This is a genomic window from Arthrobacter sp. AZCC_0090 (assembly GCF_014207375.1).
In the GTDB taxonomy this organism is placed as follows: domain Bacteria; phylum Actinomycetota; class Actinomycetes; order Actinomycetales; family Micrococcaceae; genus Arthrobacter.
Window position 1 is genome coordinate 204,485 of sequence record NZ_JACHEE010000003.1, and the last position, 17,639, is coordinate 222,123.

General features: G+C 62.8%; 17 protein-coding genes. 9 read left to right on the forward strand and 8 right to left on the reverse strand.

The features are described from left to right. The gene (locus tag HNP00_RS06225) at positions 1 to 516 is read right to left on the reverse strand and encodes a DoxX family protein (RefSeq protein ID WP_184737054.1); all 516 of its coding nucleotides are present in this window, start codon (positions 514 to 516) and stop codon (positions 1 to 3) included. A gap of 218 nt (positions 517 to 734) precedes the next feature. Between HNP00_RS06225 and HNP00_RS06230 the strand changes: the two genes are divergently transcribed. Continuing rightward, positions 735 to 1,574 (forward strand): sigma-70 family RNA polymerase sigma factor, encoded by an 840-nt coding sequence (locus tag HNP00_RS06230; protein ID WP_395893789.1) that lies wholly within the window; start codon positions 735 to 737, stop codon positions 1,572 to 1,574. Beyond that, complete coding sequence (gene rsrA / locus HNP00_RS06235; RefSeq protein WP_184737058.1) at positions 1,571 to 1,828, forward strand: mycothiol system anti-sigma-R factor; 258 nt, start codon at positions 1,571 to 1,573, stop codon at positions 1,826 to 1,828. The genes HNP00_RS06230 and rsrA overlap by 4 nt, the downstream gene beginning before the upstream one ends. A 78-nt stretch (positions 1,829 to 1,906) precedes the next feature. Here the strand turns inward: rsrA and HNP00_RS23745 are convergent, their stop codons facing one another. From HNP00_RS23745 to HNP00_RS06255, 5 genes are all read right to left on the reverse strand, one after another. Further along, positions 1,907 to 1,981, reverse strand: coding sequence for a 50S ribosomal protein bL37 (locus HNP00_RS23745; protein WP_369299106.1), 75 nt, complete (start codon positions 1,979 to 1,981; stop codon positions 1,907 to 1,909). Between the two features lie 85 nt (positions 1,982 to 2,066). Next, positions 2,067 to 2,681: a PadR family transcriptional regulator gene (locus HNP00_RS06240; RefSeq protein WP_184737060.1), complete on the reverse strand. Its 615-nt coding sequence runs from the start codon at positions 2,679 to 2,681 to the stop codon at positions 2,067 to 2,069. Beyond that, positions 2,681 to 3,532 (reverse strand): DUF4097 family beta strand repeat-containing protein, encoded by an 852-nt coding sequence (locus HNP00_RS06245; RefSeq protein ID WP_184737062.1) that lies wholly within the window; start codon positions 3,530 to 3,532, stop codon positions 2,681 to 2,683. Before HNP00_RS06245 ends, HNP00_RS06240 begins: the two co-directional genes overlap by 1 nt. Positions 3,533 to 3,643: 111 nt before the next feature. After that, entirely contained in the window at positions 3,644 to 4,243 is a 600-nt protein-coding gene (locus HNP00_RS06250) for a GDSL-type esterase/lipase family protein (RefSeq protein ID WP_184737064.1), read from the reverse strand. A gap of 144 nt (positions 4,244 to 4,387) precedes the next feature. After that, entirely contained in the window at positions 4,388 to 8,206 is a 3,819-nt protein-coding gene (locus HNP00_RS06255; protein WP_184737066.1) for a multifunctional oxoglutarate decarboxylase/oxoglutarate dehydrogenase thiamine pyrophosphate-binding subunit/dihydrolipoyllysine-residue succinyltransferase subunit, read from the reverse strand. Positions 8,207 to 8,740: 534 nt separating this feature from the next. Here HNP00_RS06255 and HNP00_RS06260 point away from each other — a divergent pair. The 5 genes from HNP00_RS06260 to HNP00_RS06280 all read left to right on the forward strand — a co-directional run bounded on the left by HNP00_RS06260 (position 8,741) and on the right by HNP00_RS06280 (position 14,218). After that, a complete protein-coding gene (locus tag HNP00_RS06260) occupies positions 8,741 to 10,207 on the forward strand; it encodes a hemolysin family protein (RefSeq protein WP_184737069.1) in 1,467 nt (488 codons plus the stop codon). Then, positions 10,204 to 11,274 (forward strand): hemolysin family protein, encoded by a 1,071-nt coding sequence (locus HNP00_RS06265; RefSeq protein WP_184737070.1) that lies wholly within the window; start codon positions 10,204 to 10,206, stop codon positions 11,272 to 11,274. The genes HNP00_RS06260 and HNP00_RS06265 overlap by 4 nt, the downstream gene beginning before the upstream one ends. 130 nt (positions 11,275 to 11,404) lie before the next feature. Then, entirely contained in the window at positions 11,405 to 12,358 is a 954-nt protein-coding gene (locus tag HNP00_RS06270) for a metal ABC transporter solute-binding protein, Zn/Mn family (RefSeq protein ID WP_184737072.1), read from the forward strand. A 108-nt stretch (positions 12,359 to 12,466) separates the two neighbouring features. Further along, a complete protein-coding gene (locus HNP00_RS06275) occupies positions 12,467 to 13,300 on the forward strand; it encodes a metal ABC transporter ATP-binding protein (RefSeq protein ID WP_184737074.1) in 834 nt (277 codons plus the stop codon). Continuing rightward, positions 13,301 to 14,218, forward strand: coding sequence for a metal ABC transporter permease (locus HNP00_RS06280; RefSeq protein ID WP_184737076.1), 918 nt, complete (start codon positions 13,301 to 13,303; stop codon positions 14,216 to 14,218). It begins immediately after the preceding gene. Here the strand turns inward: HNP00_RS06280 and HNP00_RS06285 are convergent. Next, the gene (locus HNP00_RS06285) at positions 14,215 to 14,697 is read right to left on the reverse strand and encodes a Fur family transcriptional regulator (protein WP_260404802.1); all 483 of its coding nucleotides are present in this window, start codon (positions 14,695 to 14,697) and stop codon (positions 14,215 to 14,217) included. The genes HNP00_RS06280 and HNP00_RS06285 overlap by 4 nt on opposite strands. 123 nt (positions 14,698 to 14,820) lie before the next feature. On the opposite strand from HNP00_RS06285, the gene HNP00_RS06290 reads away from it, so the two are divergent. After that, the gene (locus HNP00_RS06290; RefSeq protein WP_184737078.1) at positions 14,821 to 15,477 is read left to right on the forward strand and encodes an MBL fold metallo-hydrolase; all 657 of its coding nucleotides are present in this window, start codon (positions 14,821 to 14,823) and stop codon (positions 15,475 to 15,477) included. 13 nt (positions 15,478 to 15,490) lie between these two features. Here the strand turns inward: HNP00_RS06290 and HNP00_RS06295 are convergent, their stop codons facing one another. Continuing rightward, the gene (locus HNP00_RS06295; protein WP_184737080.1) at positions 15,491 to 16,579 is read right to left on the reverse strand and encodes a PLP-dependent cysteine synthase family protein; all 1,089 of its coding nucleotides are present in this window, start codon (positions 16,577 to 16,579) and stop codon (positions 15,491 to 15,493) included. A gap of 115 nt (positions 16,580 to 16,694) precedes the next feature. Here HNP00_RS06295 and HNP00_RS06300 point away from each other — a divergent pair, with 115 nt between their 5' ends. After that, a complete protein-coding gene (locus tag HNP00_RS06300) occupies positions 16,695 to 17,549 on the forward strand; it encodes a sulfurtransferase (protein WP_184737082.1) in 855 nt (284 codons plus the stop codon). The last annotated feature ends 90 nt before the right edge of the window (positions 17,550 to 17,639 follow it).

Sequence of the window (17,639 nt, forward strand, 5' to 3'; positions counted from 1 at the left end):
TTATGCTCCAACTGCGGTGTCTACGGCCCTGCGAACGGCACGGTCTGTCTTTTTGAGCTGCTTATCGGTGGCCTGCTTGGCGTCCATTGCGAGGTGCTCGGCGCGCCACGCGAGGCTGGGTTTACCTGCGGTGTCCACGGCAGCGAGCAGCACGCCGCCGGTCAGCGAAATGTTCTTGAGCAACTGGGCGCGGCGGGCGAGCCGCCCTTCCTTGGTGCTGATGTCGGCTGAACGCCATTCAACAAAAGTGTTCAGGACCGAGATGCCAGCCAGAAGCGTGGCCGAGAACCGGGAGCACTTGCCGAGGGCGAGCAAGGCGCCCGCGCCTACCTGCGTGCCGCCGATGACGCGCGCCAGCATTTTTTCGTCCGTCGGGAAGGGCAGCGACTCCGAGGCACGGCGGAGCAGCGGGGAAAGCTGCTTGGCAGTGTCATCCGCGTTCTTGAGCTTGTCCAGCCCTGCGACAACAAAGCTGGAAGCCAACATTGGCCTGGCGAGAAAACGGACGAGGGACATGTTTTTGCCTCCTGGATGGCTTGCCACAGTGGTCAGGTGGTGCTGCGTTCGAGTGGTGCAGTGTTCACGGGGTGCAGTCGGATCTAGTCTTGCATCTTTGTGGAATATTTGCCCGGAGCCTGCGGTTGTGAAAAGAGGGTGCGGTATGGGCTGGACCTCGGGTTTTGGCGTGTGTGTTGGGTTGCGCCTGTGTCACGTCGTTGAGCGGAGATGGTTTTTTGGCCTTGGTTAAGGACCGCGAGGAACACTTGGCGCTCGGTCGCGAGCTGCCAGTGGACTCCCGGAGGGTGACAGTAGACTTGGATGCAATGAGCACCATGGATCCGGCCGCAGCGGCCATGTACAAAGCAGCGACGGAAGTCGCGGACGCAACGTCCGACGGCGATCCAACTGTTGAGGCCCACGTCGAGTTCGCAGTGGACTTCGCGTCCGAGACACCTGAACAACGGAGGGCGCGCTTCGAACGCGACGCCATGCAATATGTCGACCAACTCTATTCGGCTGCCATGCGCATGGCCAGAAATCCATCGGACGCCGAGGATCTGGTCCAGGAGGCCTATACCAAGGCCTTCTCGGCGTTCCACCAGTACAAGCCGGGGACCAATCTTAAGGCGTGGCTGTACCGCATCCTGACCAACACGTACATCAACCTCTACCGGAAGAGGCAGCGAGAACCGCTGCAGTCGAATTCGGACACCATCGAAGACTGGCAGCTGGCGCGGGCGGAGTCCCACACGTCCACCGGACTGCGCTCCGCGGAAGCGGAGGCACTGGATCATTTGCCGGACTCGGACGTGAAGAGCGCCCTGCAGTCCATTCCGGAGGAATTCCGGCTCGCGGTGTACTTCGCTGACGTCGAAGGCTTCGCCTACAAGGAAATATCAGACATTATGAATACCCCGATCGGGACGGTCATGTCCCGGCTTCATCGCGGCAGGAAAATGTTGCGCGATCTGCTGGCGGATTACGCCGCAGAACGGGGAATCAGCGCCGGCGCGGAAGAAAAGGCCCTGGCCGTGGGCACGGCCGCAAGCAAAAAACAGGAGAAAAGGAAATGAGCTGCCAAGGATTGGGCGACTGCGACGATGCTCGGATGCAGCGTATCTACGAGTACCTCGATGGTGCGTTGACCCGTGAAGACATCGTAGAGATCAAAGTGCATCTGGAAGACTGCCCGGAGTGCACTGAGCAGTATGACCTTGAGTGCGTCATCCGCACCGTGGTCAAGCGCTCCTGCACGGAGGCGGCGCCCGAGAACCTCAAGAACTCGATCCTGGACAGGATCCACTCGATGAAGTCGGTGGACGTCTAAGAGGCTGGAACGGCAAGGGCCCCGGAACCTGATGGTTTCCGGGGCCCTCCGCATTAAGTCTTACGCTAAGCCGCTGGCTTAGGTGTTGGGACGCTTGCCGTGGTTTGCGCCGCCGCGCTTACGGTCACGACGCTTACGTGCACGCTTGCTCATAGCTGGCCTCCTTAGATTCTTGATACTCAATAAAGCTGCCCTCCAGTCTCCCACATCCGGGGGCCGCCCCGCGAACCGCGCGGACTCAGCCCCGTAGGGAATTCCGTATGGAGATCCTCGCCTGGTCTAGGACGGTTCGCACAGTTTCAAGGGCGACCGGCGTCAGGGCCTTGGAGCCGGCATGCTGGCGCAGTTCGATCCGGATGTCGTCACGGAAAGATTGGACCAACAGCTCGGCCTCCTTGAGGATGCGGTGCCCCTCAGGAGAGTAACTTCCGGCCCACGACCGGAATTCCGCGGTCTTGGCGTTGGCGCGTGCGGCCTCGGCGGTCGCGGCCAAGTCCGCCCGCAAGCCACGCATGTTGCTGCGGATGTCTTCACGGAGGCTATCGGCCAGCCGCCGCACGGAGGCAGAGATGTTGTCTTCGACGTCGGCCAGTTCCTGCCGGCGACTGTTGAGTTCCGCCAACCCGGCAACTGTGATGGAGTAATTGGTACGGCGCCCGTCGCTGCTCGTGGCTACGAGTCCTTCCTCCTCGAGTTTGCCAAGGCGCGGGTAGATGGTTCCGGCACTGGGGGAGTAGGTCCCGCCAAAACGTTCGCCGAGGGCCTTGATGAGCTCGTAGCCGTGCTTGGGGCCCTCTTCGAGGAGTGCCAGCAGATAGAGCCTCAGGGCCCCGTGGGCAAAGACGGGCGGCATCAGGCTTCCCCTTCTCCGGGGACTGAGTGCGTTGTTCCGGGTGCTGGCGCGCTGCCATGGATGATGGAGGTCTTGCCCGAGATCGAATTGGTGCGCACCACCATGAGTTGCTGGTCGGGCCCAACAATAGTCTGGACGACCTTGCTTCCTGGCTGGGCGTAGTGGCGATCATCGATCGTTACCGTGCCACTTGCCGACTTGGCAACAATGTCCACCCCCACATCGTGGGGCAGGCGGATAGTGAGATCGCCTGAAACGGAATTGGCTCCGAAATCCTGGGTGTAGCCGTGAAGGTCGAAACTGAGCTCGCCGCTGACCGTGTTGGCCCGGATGTTCTTGAAGCGGCCGGAAGCCGTGACTTCGCCGGACACGCTCTTGGCAGTCATGACGCCATCGTGGTTCCGGGCGATGACCTCACCGCTGACGGTATTGACGTGAAGATCGCCGTGAGTCCGGTCCGCAAGGACGGATCCGGACACGGTGTTGAGGCGGATATGTCCGTTGACGCCCGACACCATGCCGTCACCGCTCACGGTTCCCGCCTCGACGTCGACGCCGGCAGGCAAGGCGATGCTGATCACGATGGTGTTGGTACTGGTGTTGTTGACTGTCCCCATGAGGTTGCGGAACCAGCCCTGCGGGCCGTGCAACTGGTGCCGGACCTCGAGCCGGCCATCAATGAGGGCGACACTCAGGGGATCGCCGTCGATTTCCGAGACTTCGATCCTCGCGATCGGCTCATCGTGGGTGACGACATCAAAGCGACCCTTGACGATCCCCAGCTTGAGTGAGCGGACGCCGTCGACGTCGATTGTCCGCGGGCCGGTAACGGTCCAGTTTTCCTCTGTCATGACCCCTCCATTGTTGCGACGCGCCTGTTGCGATATATCGCGTCTATGGATTTTACGATATATCGCGAACGGCGGGTTGGCAATGGGTTCTTGCTGGAGAGGAGGCGCCTGCTATTCCGGCTGTGCGATCCTCAGCCACTGGAACCAGCCACGGTGCAACACGAGCCACGCCATGAGCCCGTAGCCCGCCTGGCCCGGGGTGCCACCATTCGCGGCGAGGTCAGTGCGCCATTGTTCGTGGTTGAGCAACGGCGAGAAAGTGTCCACATATTGGTGGTTGCGGCGGGTGGTGACATCGGCAAAAGCGGCGTTGAGCTCCGCGATCCTGCGATTCTTGGCAGGGTCCAGGGTAGGAGGCGGACCGACGACGAAAACTTCGATGTTGCTTTGGGATGCGCCGTCCAGGATATTGGCCAGATTGAGGCGGCTCCGGGCAGTTGAGACACCGAATTCGACGTCGCGGCCGGACAAGCCGATCACGAGGCGGTTCTCGTGGACATTGCTGAAACGTCGTCCGGCCTCGTCGAGCCACCGACCCGCAAGGCCTTCCGTGCCCTCCATGGGGCAGGGGAGAGAGTAGCTCTCCACGAGGACGGCGTCCTGGGGAGTGCGTGCAAGGACCCTTCCGAGCCAACCCAAAGCCCTAGGGTCACCGAGCCCGGCGAGCAGTTCATCACCAACAGCTGCGATACGCAGCTTCCTGTCTTCCACAGTTACCTCTTCACCAAACGTTGCGGTCCTTGCACTGTGCCCGGCCGGGCGGCAGGATTGCCGGGCACTTGTTCCATTAAACAGAACCGCCCGGCTGGAAGCGGGTATTGAACCTCCAGCCGGGCAGCCTTCTTTTATGAGGGTTTACTTGCGTTCGAATGCCTGCTTGAGCAAGGTGGCCTGCTCGGCGGTGTGACGCTTCATGGAGCCAGCAGCCGTGGAGGCGGACGCCGGACGCGAAACGAGGCGGACCTTGCGATCCAGTGCCTGCGGCAGGTTCAAGCCAATGAACGGCCACGGGCCTTGGTTGGCGGGTTCGTCCTGTGCCCAGACGATGTCGGCGTTCGGGTACTTGGCCAGCTCAGCTTCGATTTGAGCCTGGGGCAACGGGTAGAGCTGCTCCAAGCGGATAATCGCCGTCGAGGTGTCGCCGATCTTCTGGCGGTTCGACAGAAGATCGTAGTAGAGGCGTCCGGAAACCAGGATCACGCGGTCCACGCCCTGTGCCTCGAGGGGCTCGTGCTCGCCGATGACCGGCTTGAAGCCGCCCGTGGTGAAATCTTCCACCGCCGAGGCGGCTGCCTTGAGGCGCAACAGCTGCTTCGGAGTGAAGATGATGAGCGGCTTGCGCGGCCGGCTGTAGGCCTGGCGCCGCAGCAAGTGGAAATGCGAGGCGGCCGTGGTGGGGTTGGCCACGATCATGTTGTCTTCAGCGCAAAGCTGCAGGAAGCGTTCGATGCGGGCGGACGAGTGGTCCGGTCCCTGGCCTTCGTAGCCGTGCGGCAGCATGAGCACAAGCGAGGATCGCTGGCCCCACTTCTGCTCTGCAGAGGAGATGAATTCGTCGATGATGGTCTGTGCGCCGTTGACGAAGTCACCGAACTGGGCTTCCCACAAGACCAAGGCATCCGGGCGCTCCACCGAGTAGCCGTATTCGAAGCCCATGGCTGCGTATTCGGACAGCAGGGAGTCATAGATCCACAGCTTGGCCTGCTTGTCGCTCAGGTTGCCCAAGGGCATCCATTCGCCTCCGTTGGCGCGGTCGTGGAAGACTGCGTGGCGTTGCACGAACGTGCCACGGCGGGAGTCCTGGCCGGCCAGGCGGACGGGGACGCCCTCCATGACGAGCGAACCAAAGGCTGCAATCTCGCCAAAACCCCAGTCGATGCCGCCTTCACGGGACATCTGCTCACGCTTCTCCAGAAGCTGTTTGAGCTTGGAGTGGACCGTGAAGTCCTCCGGAACGTCTAGATGCGCCTGGCCGATCCGCTGGAGCATTTCGGCTGAAATGGCGGTGGTGGCGGGCGCGTTGGTGCCGAAGTCCGCCTGCTGGGCGATCGGACGCTCGATGTCGGAGACCGCGGCGGAGTCCGCCGTGATAATCGGGATCGGCGAAGTCTGGGCAGCGTGGGTCTCAGCGAAGACGCGCTCCAGGCGTTCCTGGTAGTCGCGCAGCAACTGCTCGGCTTCGTCCTCGGTGATGTCGCCACGGCCAATGAGGGACTCGGTGTACAGCTTGCGGACGGAACGCTTGGCTTCGATCAGGTTGTACATGAGCGGCTGCGTCATCGAGGGGTCGTCGCCCTCGTTGTGTCCACGGCGGCGGTAGCACACCATGTCGACAATGACGTCCTTGTGGAAGCGCTGCCGGAATTCGTAAGCCAACTGCGCGATGCGCACCACGGCCTCGGGGTCGTCCCCGTTGACGTGGAAGACCGGGGCCTGGATCATCTTGGCCACATCGGTGGAGTACGTGGATGAACGCGATGACGACGGAGCGGTGGTGAAGCCGACCTGGTTGTTCACGATGATGTGGATGGTTCCACCGGTACGGTAGCCACGCAACTGGGACAGGTTGAGCGTCTCCGCGACAACGCCCTGACCGGCAAATGCAGCGTCGCCGTGAACCATGATGGGCAGCACGGGGAACGCCTCGCCCTGGTCCAGCCGGTCCTGCTTGGCGCGGACGATGCCTTCAAGCACAGAGTCGACCGCTTCAAGGTGGGAAGGGTTTGCCGCAAGGTAGACCTTGGTCTCGTTGCCGTTGTCCGAAGTGAACGTGCCCTCGGTGCCAAGGTGGTACTTGACGTCGCCTGAGCCCTGCACCGATCGGGGGTCCTGGGTGCCTTCGAATTCACGGAACACCTGGGCGTAGGTCTTGCCCGCGATGTTGGTAAGCACGTTGAGGCGGCCGCGGTGGGCCATGCCGATCGCAACCTCATCGAGGCCGTCGTCGGCCGCGTCGGAAATGATCGTGTCCAGCAGCGGAATCAGAGATTCGCCACCTTCAAGCGAGAAGCGCTTCTGGCCTACGAACTTGGTCTGCAGGAAGGTTTCGAAGGCTTCGGCCGCATTGAGCTTGGAGACGATGCGCAACTGCTCTTCGCGGCTCGGCTTGGAGTACGGGTGCTCCAGCTGGTCCTGGAACCACTTGCGTTCCGCGGGCTCTTGGATGTGCATGTATTCGATGCCTGTGGTGCGGCAGTAGGCATCGCGGAGGACACCGAGGATGTCGCGGAACTTGAGCATCGGCTTCCCGCCGAAACCACCGGTGGGCCATTCGCGGTCCAGGTCCCAGAGCGTGAGGCCATAGGTCAGGACGTCGAGGTCAGGGTGCTTGCGCTGGACGTACTCAAGCGGGTTCGTGTCTGCCATGAGGTGGCCGCGGACCCGGTATGAGTGGATCAGCTGCTGGATGCGCGCGACCTTATTGATCTCGTCAGCGGGATCCACCTGGAGGTCGGGGCTCCAGCGGACGGGCTCGTAGGGAATGCGAAGGGCTTCGAAGATCTCGTCGTAGAAGTCCTGCGCACCGAGGAGTAGCTGGTGGACGAGCTTGAGGAATTCACCGCTGCCGGCGCCTTGGATGACCCGGTGGTCGTAGGTGGACGTCAGCGTGAGGATCTTGCTGATGGCGTTCTGGGCGATGATCTTCTCGCTGGCGCCCTGCCATTCAGCCGGGTAGTCGAGGGCTCCGACGCCGATGATGGCGGCTTGGCCCTTGGAGAGCCGGGGCACGGAGTGCACGGTGCCGATGCCGCCTGGGTTTGTCAGGGAGACGGTCGTGCCGGCGTGGTCGTCCGCCGTGAGCTTGCCATTGCGGGCGCGCTTGATCAGGTCTTCGTAGGTGTGCCAGAACTCCGCGAAGTTCATGGTCTCGGCCTTCTTGATGTTGGGGACCATCAGGAGGCGGGTGCCGTCGGGCTTGGGCATGTCAATGGCGATGCCGAAGTTGACATGCGCGGGCTGCACGGCAACGGGCTTGCCGTCAATTTCGTCGTAGTACACGTTCATCGACGGGAACTGGGACAGGGCGCGGACCACAGCGTAGCCAATGAGGTGGGTGAAGGAGACCTTGCCGCCGCGGGCCCGGGCAAGGTTGGAATTGATGACAACGCGGTTGTCGATCAGCAGCTTGGCCGGAACGGCCCTGACGCTCGTGGCGGTGGGAACTTCGAGGCTCAAGACCATGTTCGAAGCGATGGCCTTGGCCGGACCTCGGAGGACGGAGACGACGTCCTCTTCAGGCGGGGTAGGGGCCTTGGTGCTCTTGGGAAGCTGTGCCGGGATCGGTTGGGCCTGGCTGCCGTCGGACGGCTTCTGCGCGCCGTCCTTGGCGACAGTGGCCGGAGCCTTCTTGGCCGGCGCAGCAACGGCAGGAGCAGCTGGCGCAGGCGTGGCGGTGGCAGGAGCGGCTGCCGGGGCAACCACGGGCGCAATCGGCGTCATTGCCGTTGCTGCGGCCTGTGCCACGACAGGAATTTCACGAGTGGGGGGGTTCGCAGGGGCTGCGGATGTTCCGTTGGAAGAAGTGCCGTCAGCGGTATCGAAGGATTCGAAAAGCGGCCACCACTTGGCGTCGACCGAATTCTTGTCCTGCTGGTACCGCTCGTACAGTTCGTCAACGAGCCACTCGTTTCCGCCAAATTCCTCGGGTAGACGGTGGCTTGGCTGCTCTGGCACTTGAAATACGCCTCTTCCATGAGTGTTGATTTCCAGCTGGCCCGGGGAACTGCAGGGGTGCAAAGGCGAGCCAGGGTCCGGGTCCCGCGAACTCAGACCCTTGCCAGTCTAGTGACGAGCGGCGGCTATCTGCCAATAGTGGTGACCTAAATCATGTCAATCCTGATGTGCGTCGGCTGAAGCGCCCTGGCAGGACCGTTTTTTCGTGGGTTCTTCCCGTGGACCATCGCGGCGCGGACCCTGTCATGGCCGGTGAATTCGCTTGGTGACCGGACTGTAGACTGGGATTCTTATGGACAGTAATTCTAGGTGCCGGCCTGGGAGCTGCAGGGGAAGCCGTTCGGCAATCTCCGCGCAGCGCACCCGTCGAGCCGGCAACACCCGTACACATGCCCATCGCGGTCCGGAGCTCCAGGCCGGCAGGGCAGCGGATCGTTCTTCCGCTGCGTCCGACCAACCCCCGCCGGGTCAATCTGCCCCTAGTCTTCCCGGACGGCTGCTCCACACGTCCGCACCGGCCGGCGGTGGCCGGTAATGGAGTGGCTTTTCCTTCTTGCCGGTGTGCTCCTGATACTGGGCACGGGCTTCTTTGTCGCGGTGGAGTTCTCGCTCGTGGCACTCGACCAGGCGACCGTCCAAAGAGCGGTCGACGGCGGCGACCACGCGGCCGTGGCGTTGCTGAAATGCCTGAAATCCCTCTCTACCCAGCTTTCAAGCTGCCAATTGGGGATCACCCTCACTACCTTGCTGACCGGGTTCGTCATGGAGCCTTCCGTTGGCTCTCTGTTGCACGGACCGCTGCTCTGGGCCGGGTTGCCTGAAGCTGCCGCGCAGTCTTTGTCCCTCATCCTGGCCATGACGTTCGCTACCGTCTTGTCGATGCTGATCGGTGAGCTTGTCCCCAAGAACATGGCCATCGCCTTGGCATTTCCGCTGGGCCGGGCCCTAGCCCGCCCGCAGCTGATGTTTACGGCCGTGTTCAAGCCCGCGATCGTGGTGCTCAACGGCTTCTCCAACAAGATGCTCAACCTCGTTGGACTTGAAGCCAAGGAGGAGATCTCCGGCGCCCGCTCGCCGTCTGAACTGGCCTCGTTGGTGCGTCGTTCGGCGGAGCTGGGAACCCTCGACGCAGGAACGGCCAACTTCGTTGCACGCACGCTGAACTTTTCAGCCCGCACCGCGGCCGATGTCATGACGCCGCGCATCCGCATGGAAACCATTGACGCCGATCAACCGGTGTCGGACATCATCGAGGCCGCGCGGCGCACCGGATATTCGCGCTTTCCTGTCATCGGTGAGTCCGCCGACGACATCCGGGGCGTGGTACACATCAAGAAGGCGGTGTCCGTCCCGTCTGAACGCAGGAGCAGGGTCGAAGCTGGCGCCATCATGTCCGAGGTCCTGAGCGTTCCCGAAACCATCCACCTTGACTCCCTGCTCTTGGAGCTCCGCGAGGGCAACCTGCAACTCGCCGTCGTGCTTGATGAGTACGGCGGAACCGCAGGAATCGCGACGCTCGAGGACCTGGTGGAGGAAATCGTCGGCGAAGTGGCTGATGAGCACGACAAAGTCCGGCCTGGATTGCTGCAAAGCGCCTCGGGCGACTGGTACTTCCCCGGGCTTCTGCGCCCGGACGAGGTCAGCGAACAGATCCTGGGCCTGACAGTCCCTGACGACCCCGCGTACGAGACCGTAGGCGGCTACGTCATGAGCCAACTGGGACGGATTGCCATCGTCGGTGACGTTGTCGAGGCCGGCGGCGGCACTCTTGCCGTCACGCGAATGGACGGCCGCCGGATCGACCGGATCTGCTTCCGCCCCGCGGCGCCCGAACCCGATGACGATGGCCCGGAAGACAGAGATGCCACAGAACGTGATTCGACTGGTTGGCAAAGCAAGAAGCAGGCCAGCAAGCGCGTAAACAGGGGCACGGGCAGTGCGGCGGGCAATGCCGTAAGCAACCCCGTAGGCAAAAATACCCGCAAAGGACGTGCAGCATGAGCGACTGGGCAGGAATCCTGTGGCTCGTGGTCCTGTTGATTGGCAATGCCTTCTTTGTCGGCGCCGAGTTCGCTGTGATGTCGGCGCGCCGCAGCCAGATCGAGCCTTTGGCCCGGAACGGCTCCAAGCGCGCGCAGACCACCCTGTACGCGATGGAACACGTCTCGTTGATGCTGGCGTGCGCCCAACTTGGCATTACGGTGTGTTCGTTGCTGATCCTCCTTGTGGCCGAGCCCGCCATCCACCATTTGCTGGGGGCACCGCTGGAATCCGTGGGCGTCCCTGTTGAATTGGCAGGCATCATCGCTTTTGCGGTTGCGTTGCTGGCAGTCACGTTCCTTCATGTGACCTTCGGCGAGATGGTCCCCAAGAACATCTCGGTGTCCGTGGCGGACAAGGCCGCATTGCTGTTGGCGCCTCCGTTGGTGCACGTCGCCCGTTTCGTGAAGCCCGTTATTTGGACGCTGAACTGGTCGGCCAACCGTATTCTGCGCCTGATGAAGATCGAGCCGAAGGACGAGGTGACCTCCTCCTTCACTCTTGAAGAGGTGCAGTCGATCGTCCAGGAATCGACCCGCCACGGACTGGTGGACGACGACGCCGGCCTGCTGAGCGGAGCGCTTGAGTTTTCCGAGCACACCGCGGCGCACATCATGGTGCCGCTCGACAAGCTTGTGATGCTCAAGCCCGGGTCCACACCGCGCCAACTGGAGAAAGCCGTCAGCCGCACAGGTTTCTCGCGTTTCCCGGTGTTGGACGACGACGGCGAGCTGACCGGCTATCTTCACGTCAAGGATGTGCTTTCCATTCCCGAAGAGGGACGCCGCTATCCGATTGCGGAAAGCCGGATCCGGTCCCTCGTGAACCTCGCGCCCGAGGATGAGATTGAAGATGCCATGTCCGTGATGCAGCGAACCGGTTCGCACCTTGGCCGGGTTGTCGGGGCGGGTGGCGCGACATTGGGCGTGTTGTTCCTGGAAGACGTTATCGAACAGTTGGTTGGCGAGATCCGGGATGCCACCCAGGCCACGGGGATCCGGCGCTTGGGCGGACCTACGTCAACATAGCCTCTTGCCGGCCCCTGTGGGTAGGAAAGAACCGTCGTGAATCCTAAATAGGAATCATTCCCATTTATGGATACACTCATTGAGCCAACTATTGTGCTTGATTCTCATTTGAGTAGATCCGAGGTTTCCCGTGCGTCGCACTGCCGCCCGTCTTTCCCTTGCCACACTGCCTTCCGCGTGCGCGGCAGTTGCCGTCCTGCTTGCCGCATGCGCGGCACCCGCCGCGACTGCGCCGTCGTCGTCGTCCGGGGTGATCGATGTGGTCGCCTCCACCAGCGTTTATGGCGACATCGTCAAAAGCGTTGGTGGCGAGAAGGTGTCAGTGACTTCCATCATCAGCAAGACCAGCCAGGATCCGCACTCCTACGAGGCAAGCACCCAGGACAAGCTGGCCATCTCCAAAGCCCGGCTGGTGATCGACAATGGGGCGGGGTACGACGACTTCTTCAGCAAGCTGAGCGATGACAGCAAAGTACCCGCTGACAAGGTCATCACCGCCGTCAACGCGTCCGGTCTCCTTCCCGCGCCGACGTCGGGCGCTGCCTCCAAGGTGCCGGAAGGGTTCAACGAGCATGTCTGGTACAACTTCGATGCCATGGGCAAAGTGGCCGACGCCGTTGCGGCGAAGCTTGGAAGCCTGAACTCCGCGGATGCCAAGACTTTCACCGCCAATGCTGAAAAGTTCAAGTCGTCCCTGAGCGGGCTCAGCGCCAAGGTCGCCGAGATCAAGGCTTCCAAGAGCTCCGCTCCAGTAGCCATCACCGAGCCGGTCCCGGGCTACTTGCTTGAAGCTGCCGGCCTGGAAAACAAGACCCCCGAGGAATTCAGCCACGCGATCGAGGCCGGCTCGGACGTTCCCCCTGCGGCGGTCAAGGAAACAAGCGATCTGATCACGTCGAAGTCGGTGCGGTTCTTGGCATACAACGAACAGACCGCGGGCGCCGAGACGGAGAAGCTGAAGGCCGCCGCAACCACGGCCGGGGTTCCTGTTGTCGGTTTCACGGAGACGCTTCCGGAAGGCAAGGGCTACATCGCCTGGATGTCGGACAACGTGGCCAACATCGCCGCTGCCCTGAACAAGTAGCCAGCTTAGGCAAGATAGGAAGCTGGCGGGCCCCGCAATCGTCCTAAGATGTACAGGGCGGCTGTGGGGCCTTTTGTGTTCAAAGTGCAGCCCAGCTTCGCGAACCCCATGGATCGAGGATTCTTTTTGACACCGGTAGTGAGCCTTCGCGGCGCGGGACTCCAGTTTGGCCAGCGGGCCCTCTGGAAGGACCTCGATGTGGACATCAGGGCGGGTGAGTTCTTCGCTGTGCTTGGTCCCAACGGCAGCGGCAAGACCAGTTTCCTCAAAGTCCTCCTGGGCTTGCAGCAACTCCACTTCGGGACGGTGGCCGTGGGAGGACACCCCGTGGAGCGGGGCAGCCGACAGATCGGCTATGTCCCGCAGCAGAAGTCCTTTGCGCCAGACACGCCCCTGCGCGCCCGGGACTTGGTTGCCCTCGGCGTCGATGGCCACCGTTGGGGACTGCGGGTGAACGCCAAAGCCGTCAATGACCGGGTCGACGGTCTCCTGGAACTGGTAGGTGCAAGCGACTACGCTCGCGTTCCAGTTGGCCAATTGTCCGGAGGGGAGCAGCAGAGGCTCCGTGTTGCGCAGGCGTTGGCCACGGAGCCCGAACTCCTGCTCTGTGACGAACCGCTGCTCTCCCTGGATTTGCACCACCAACAGGCCGTCAGCGCCCTCATTAACAGGCAATGCCACGAGCGGAACAGTGCCGTGGTGTTCGTGACCCACGAGATCAACCCGGTCATTGACTACGTAGACCGGGTCCTTTACCTCGCGGGCGGCAGGTTCCGGGTGGGAACACCCCAAGAGGTCATGACCACCGAGGTCCTCTCGGACCTGTACAACAGCCATGTGGAAGTGATCCGCGCGAACGGCCGGATCGTCGTCGTCGGGCTTCCGGACGCCACCACTCACTACCATGATGACGCGCACGCCGGCGTGGAGGAGGGCCACTAAATGGACTTTGGCAGCATCCTGCACACCATCTTCAACTTTGAAAACTACGGTGAACTGCTGGCGTTGGTACAGAATTCCATCTGGGCCGGTGCGGTCCTGGGCCTGCTCGGCGGGCTCGTGGGCACCTTTGTCATGAAACGGGACCTTGCTTTCGCCGTGCACGGCATTTCGGAATTGTCCTTCGCCGGTGCCTCATTCGCATTGCTCATAGGAACCGACATCATTCTTGGCTCCCTGGCAGGTTCAGTTGCGGCCGCACTGCTGCTGGGACTCATGGGCGTCCGGGCCCGGGACAAGAACTCGATCATTGGCGTCATCATGCCCTTCGGGCTGGGCCTTGGCATCTTGTTCCTTGCCCTTTACCAAGGCAGGGCCGCCAACAAGTTCGGACTCCTGACCGGCCAAATCGTCTCGGTGGACACAGTGCAGCTCCAGGTTCTGGCAGGCACCGCCGTGGTGGTCATGATCGCGCTGGCCGCAATGTGGCGCCCGCTCAGTTTTGCCAGCGTTGATCCCGAGATGGCGGAAGCAAGGGGAGTGCCTGTCCGTGGATTGGCGATTGCCTTCATGGTGTTGCTCGGCGTCAGCGTTGCCTTGTCCATCCAGATCGTTGGCGCATTGCTGGTGCTCGCCCTGCTGATCACTCCCGCGGCAGCTGCCCTGCGGGTGACCACTTCGCCACGGCTTGTGGTCCTGTTGAGCGTCCTCTTTGCCATCACGGCCACGGTGGGGGGCATCCTCCTGGCGCTCGGCAGCAGGATCCCCATCAGCCCGTATGTCACCACATTGTCGTTCCTGATCTATGTAGTGTGCCGGATCATCGGCAACGTACGCGCCAAGCGGGGAATCAACGGCCGGGTAGTCCGTCCCCACGCTGCCATGGGCCAGGCAGTGGAAGACCAGACGGTAGCTGGCTAGAGCCGGCCGGCAGCCTTCTTGGCCGTGCACTCGGGGCAGAGTCCGAAGATCTCCACGGTGTGCGCTACTTCGGTGTAGCCGTTCTCGGCTGCCACCCGGGCCGCCCACGTCTCGACGGCGGGTGCTTCCACCTCGACGGCCTTGCCGCAATTGCGGCACAGCAAGTGATGGTGGTGACCGGTCACGGCGCAGCGGCGGTACACGGCTTCGCCGTCGGCATTGCGAAGGACATCGATGAGGCCGTCGTCGGCAAGGGACTGCAGAATGCGGTATGCCGTGGCCAAGGACACGGAGACGCCTTGGTTTTGGAGCAGCCGGTACAGCTCCTGGGTACTCACGAAATCGTCCAGTTCGTCCAAGGCTGCGCTAACGGCCAGGCGCTGCTTGGTGACGCGCTGCTCCTTGACGGCGGGATCCTTCGCCGCCGGCAGCGGTTGGGCCGCGGGCCTGGACGTGGCGGCATTGGCGCCGTGTGACATTCGTGGACTCATTTCGGTGTGGATGTTCGCAAACACCAAGGTTACCAGCCAAGCACGCTTGGACACCGGCTCGTCGGCACCGCCTCGTGGACACCGCCGGAGGCTCGCCCCTAGGCTGGCTGCATGAAGCTCACCAAGTTCACCCATGCCTGTGTCCGCCTGCAAAAGGACAGCCAGGTCCTCGTGATTGATCCCGGCACTTTTTCCGAGTCCGAGGAAGCCCTTGCCGGAGCACACGCGGTGCTGATCACCCACGAGCACGCGGACCATGTGGACCCCGATGCAGTCGTCGAAGCCCTCAAAGGAATTCCCGGACTGCAGGTGCACGCACCTTCGGGTGTCGCTTCCCAGCTCGCTGCCAAAGCGGGCGACGACGGCGGCCGGGTGCACGCCGTCGAACCCGGCACCTCCTTCGAAGCCGGCGGCTTCGTGGTACGCACCTTCGGAGGGCAGCATGCCCTCATCCATCCTCAGATTCCGGTGGTGGCGAACATCGGCTACCTCGTGGACGAAAACGTCTTCCACCCTGGGGACTCGTTTGTTGTTCCTGATGGCATTGACGTCAAGACGCTTTTGGTTCCCATTCACGCGCCGTGGTCAAAGGTGGGGGAGGTGGTTGACTTCGTGATCGCCGTTCGGGCGCCCAAGGCCTACCCGGTTCACGATGCCCTGCTCAACGAATTGGGACGCGGCCTGGTTGAAGCCCACGTGACCCGGATCGGCGCGAAGTACGGCACCAGCTATGCCAGGCTGTCTCCGCGGGAGTCAGTGGAGGTCTAGTCCGGTCCGCCTTCTAGATGTTGCTTGGCCACTTGCCTGTCTCGAAGAAGTCGGCCAGGACGGCCTCATAAGGCGCTGGGTCCAGGCCTCGCTCGGCGATCCAGTCCGGGTTGTAATAGCTTCCTGCGTAGCGATCGCCGGCGTCGCACATGAGTGAGACAATGCTCCCGCGCTTTCCTTGGGCCACCATGTCGGCGATCAACTGGCAGACGCCCCAAAGGTTGGTTCCCGTGGATGGCCCGGCGTGAAGCCCGGCAAGCCGCTGCAGTTGCCGCATGGCCGCCACAGAGGCGGCATCGGGAACCTGGATCATGGTGTCGATGACGGCCGGGACGAAGCTGGGCTCCATGCGGGGGCGCCCAATGCCTTCGATGCGGGACGGCATCCCCGTGGAGTAATCCGACACGCCGTCGCGCCAACCGGGATAGAACGCTGAGTTCTCGGGATCGACAACGGCCAGCCGGGTGGAATGGCGGTGGTACCTCAGGTAGCGGCCGATGGTTGCGCTGGTGCCGCCCGTGCCTGCGCCCACCACGATCCACTCGGGTACGGGGTGCTCTTCGAGGGCGAGTTGCTCAAAGATCGACTCGGCGATGTTGTTGTTTCCCCGCCAGTCGGTGGCGCGCTCGGCGAAGGTGAATTGGTCCATGTAGTAACCGCCGGAAGTGCGGGCGACGTCCTCGGCCACCGCATAGACCTCGGAAGCATGGTCCACCAGCAGGCAGGCGCCACCGAACTCCTCGATGAGCGCGATCTTTTCCGGGCTGGTGGTTCGAGTCATCACGGCGATGAATGGAAGCCCGATCAGCCTGGCGAAGTATGCCTCCGAGACCGCCGTGCTGCCGCTCGAAGCCTCCACAATCGTGGTCCCTTCAGTGATCCAGCCGTTGACCAGGCCGTAGAGGAAGAGCGACCGGGCCAAACGATGCTTGAGGCTGCCCGAACGGTGCGTGGACTCGTCCTTGAGGTAGAGCTCGACACCCCAGTGTTCGGGGAGCGGCACCGCATACAGGTGCGTGTCCGCAGAGCGGTTGTTCTCGGCTTCGATGCGGCGGATTGCCTCGCTGGCCCATGCCCGGTCCTGATTGTGTAGAGTGCTCACCGATCCAGCCTACCGGCGGAGGCTGCCGCCCAAGGATAGGCTGGTAGCCGGTCGGCAGCTGCACGGCGGCAGCTTCGAAGCGGTTTGGTAGTCGCAGCAAAACGAAGGAGATTTGATGGCCACCCTCATTGATGTAGCCGCGCTCAAGGACCGCATGGACGCGGGCAAGCGGACCGTATTGCTCGATGTCCGCTGGGTGTTGGGCGATCCGCACGGCCATTCGCACTTCCGCCAAGCCCATATCCCCGGGGCAGTTTACGTGGACCTGCACAACGAGCTCGCGGATCCGTCAGCCGAGGGACAGGGTAGGCACCCGTTGCCGCCTACCGCTGCCCTACAGCGAAGCGCCCGCGCGTGGGGCATCAACGACGGCGATACCGTGGTGGCCTACGACGACAGCGGCAGCACCGCGGCTGCGCGGTTGTGGTGGCTGCTCCGTGACGCCGGGTTCCCTTCGGTCTTCCTGCTCGACGGCGGATTGGGCGCCTGGCGCGCGGCCGGCTACCCGTTGGCGCAAGACGAGCAGCCGCCGGTACCGGGCGACGTCGTGCTTGGACACGGCCACATGGACGCCATCAGCATGGACGAGGCGGCGGACTGGCACACCCGTGGAATCCTTCTCGACGCCCGCGCGGGAGAAAGGTACCGCGGCGAAATCGAACCCATTGATCCTCGCGCCGGGCACATTCCCGGCGCGCTCAGCGCCCCCACAAGCGGAAACCTCGGCCCGGACGGCACGTTTCTTAACGTGGCGCAGCTCCGCAATAGATTTGCTGCCTTGGGCATCGACGAGGGCAGCAAGGTAGCGGTCTACTGCGGCTCCGGGGTAACGGCCGCCCATGAAATCGCAGCCCTCGAAATCGCTGGATTCAGGGCAGCGTTGTTCCCTGGGTCCTTTTCGCAATGGTCTTCGCTTGACTCCAACCGAGTGGTGGTCGGTGCCGAGCCACTGGGCGCCCCCGCCCAGTGAACGTGTGTTGCCCGGTGAAGCCGGGTTGCCCGGTGAAGCCGGGTTGCCCAGTGAATCCGGGGTGGCGTGGCGGCGCTGAGTGGCAAAAAT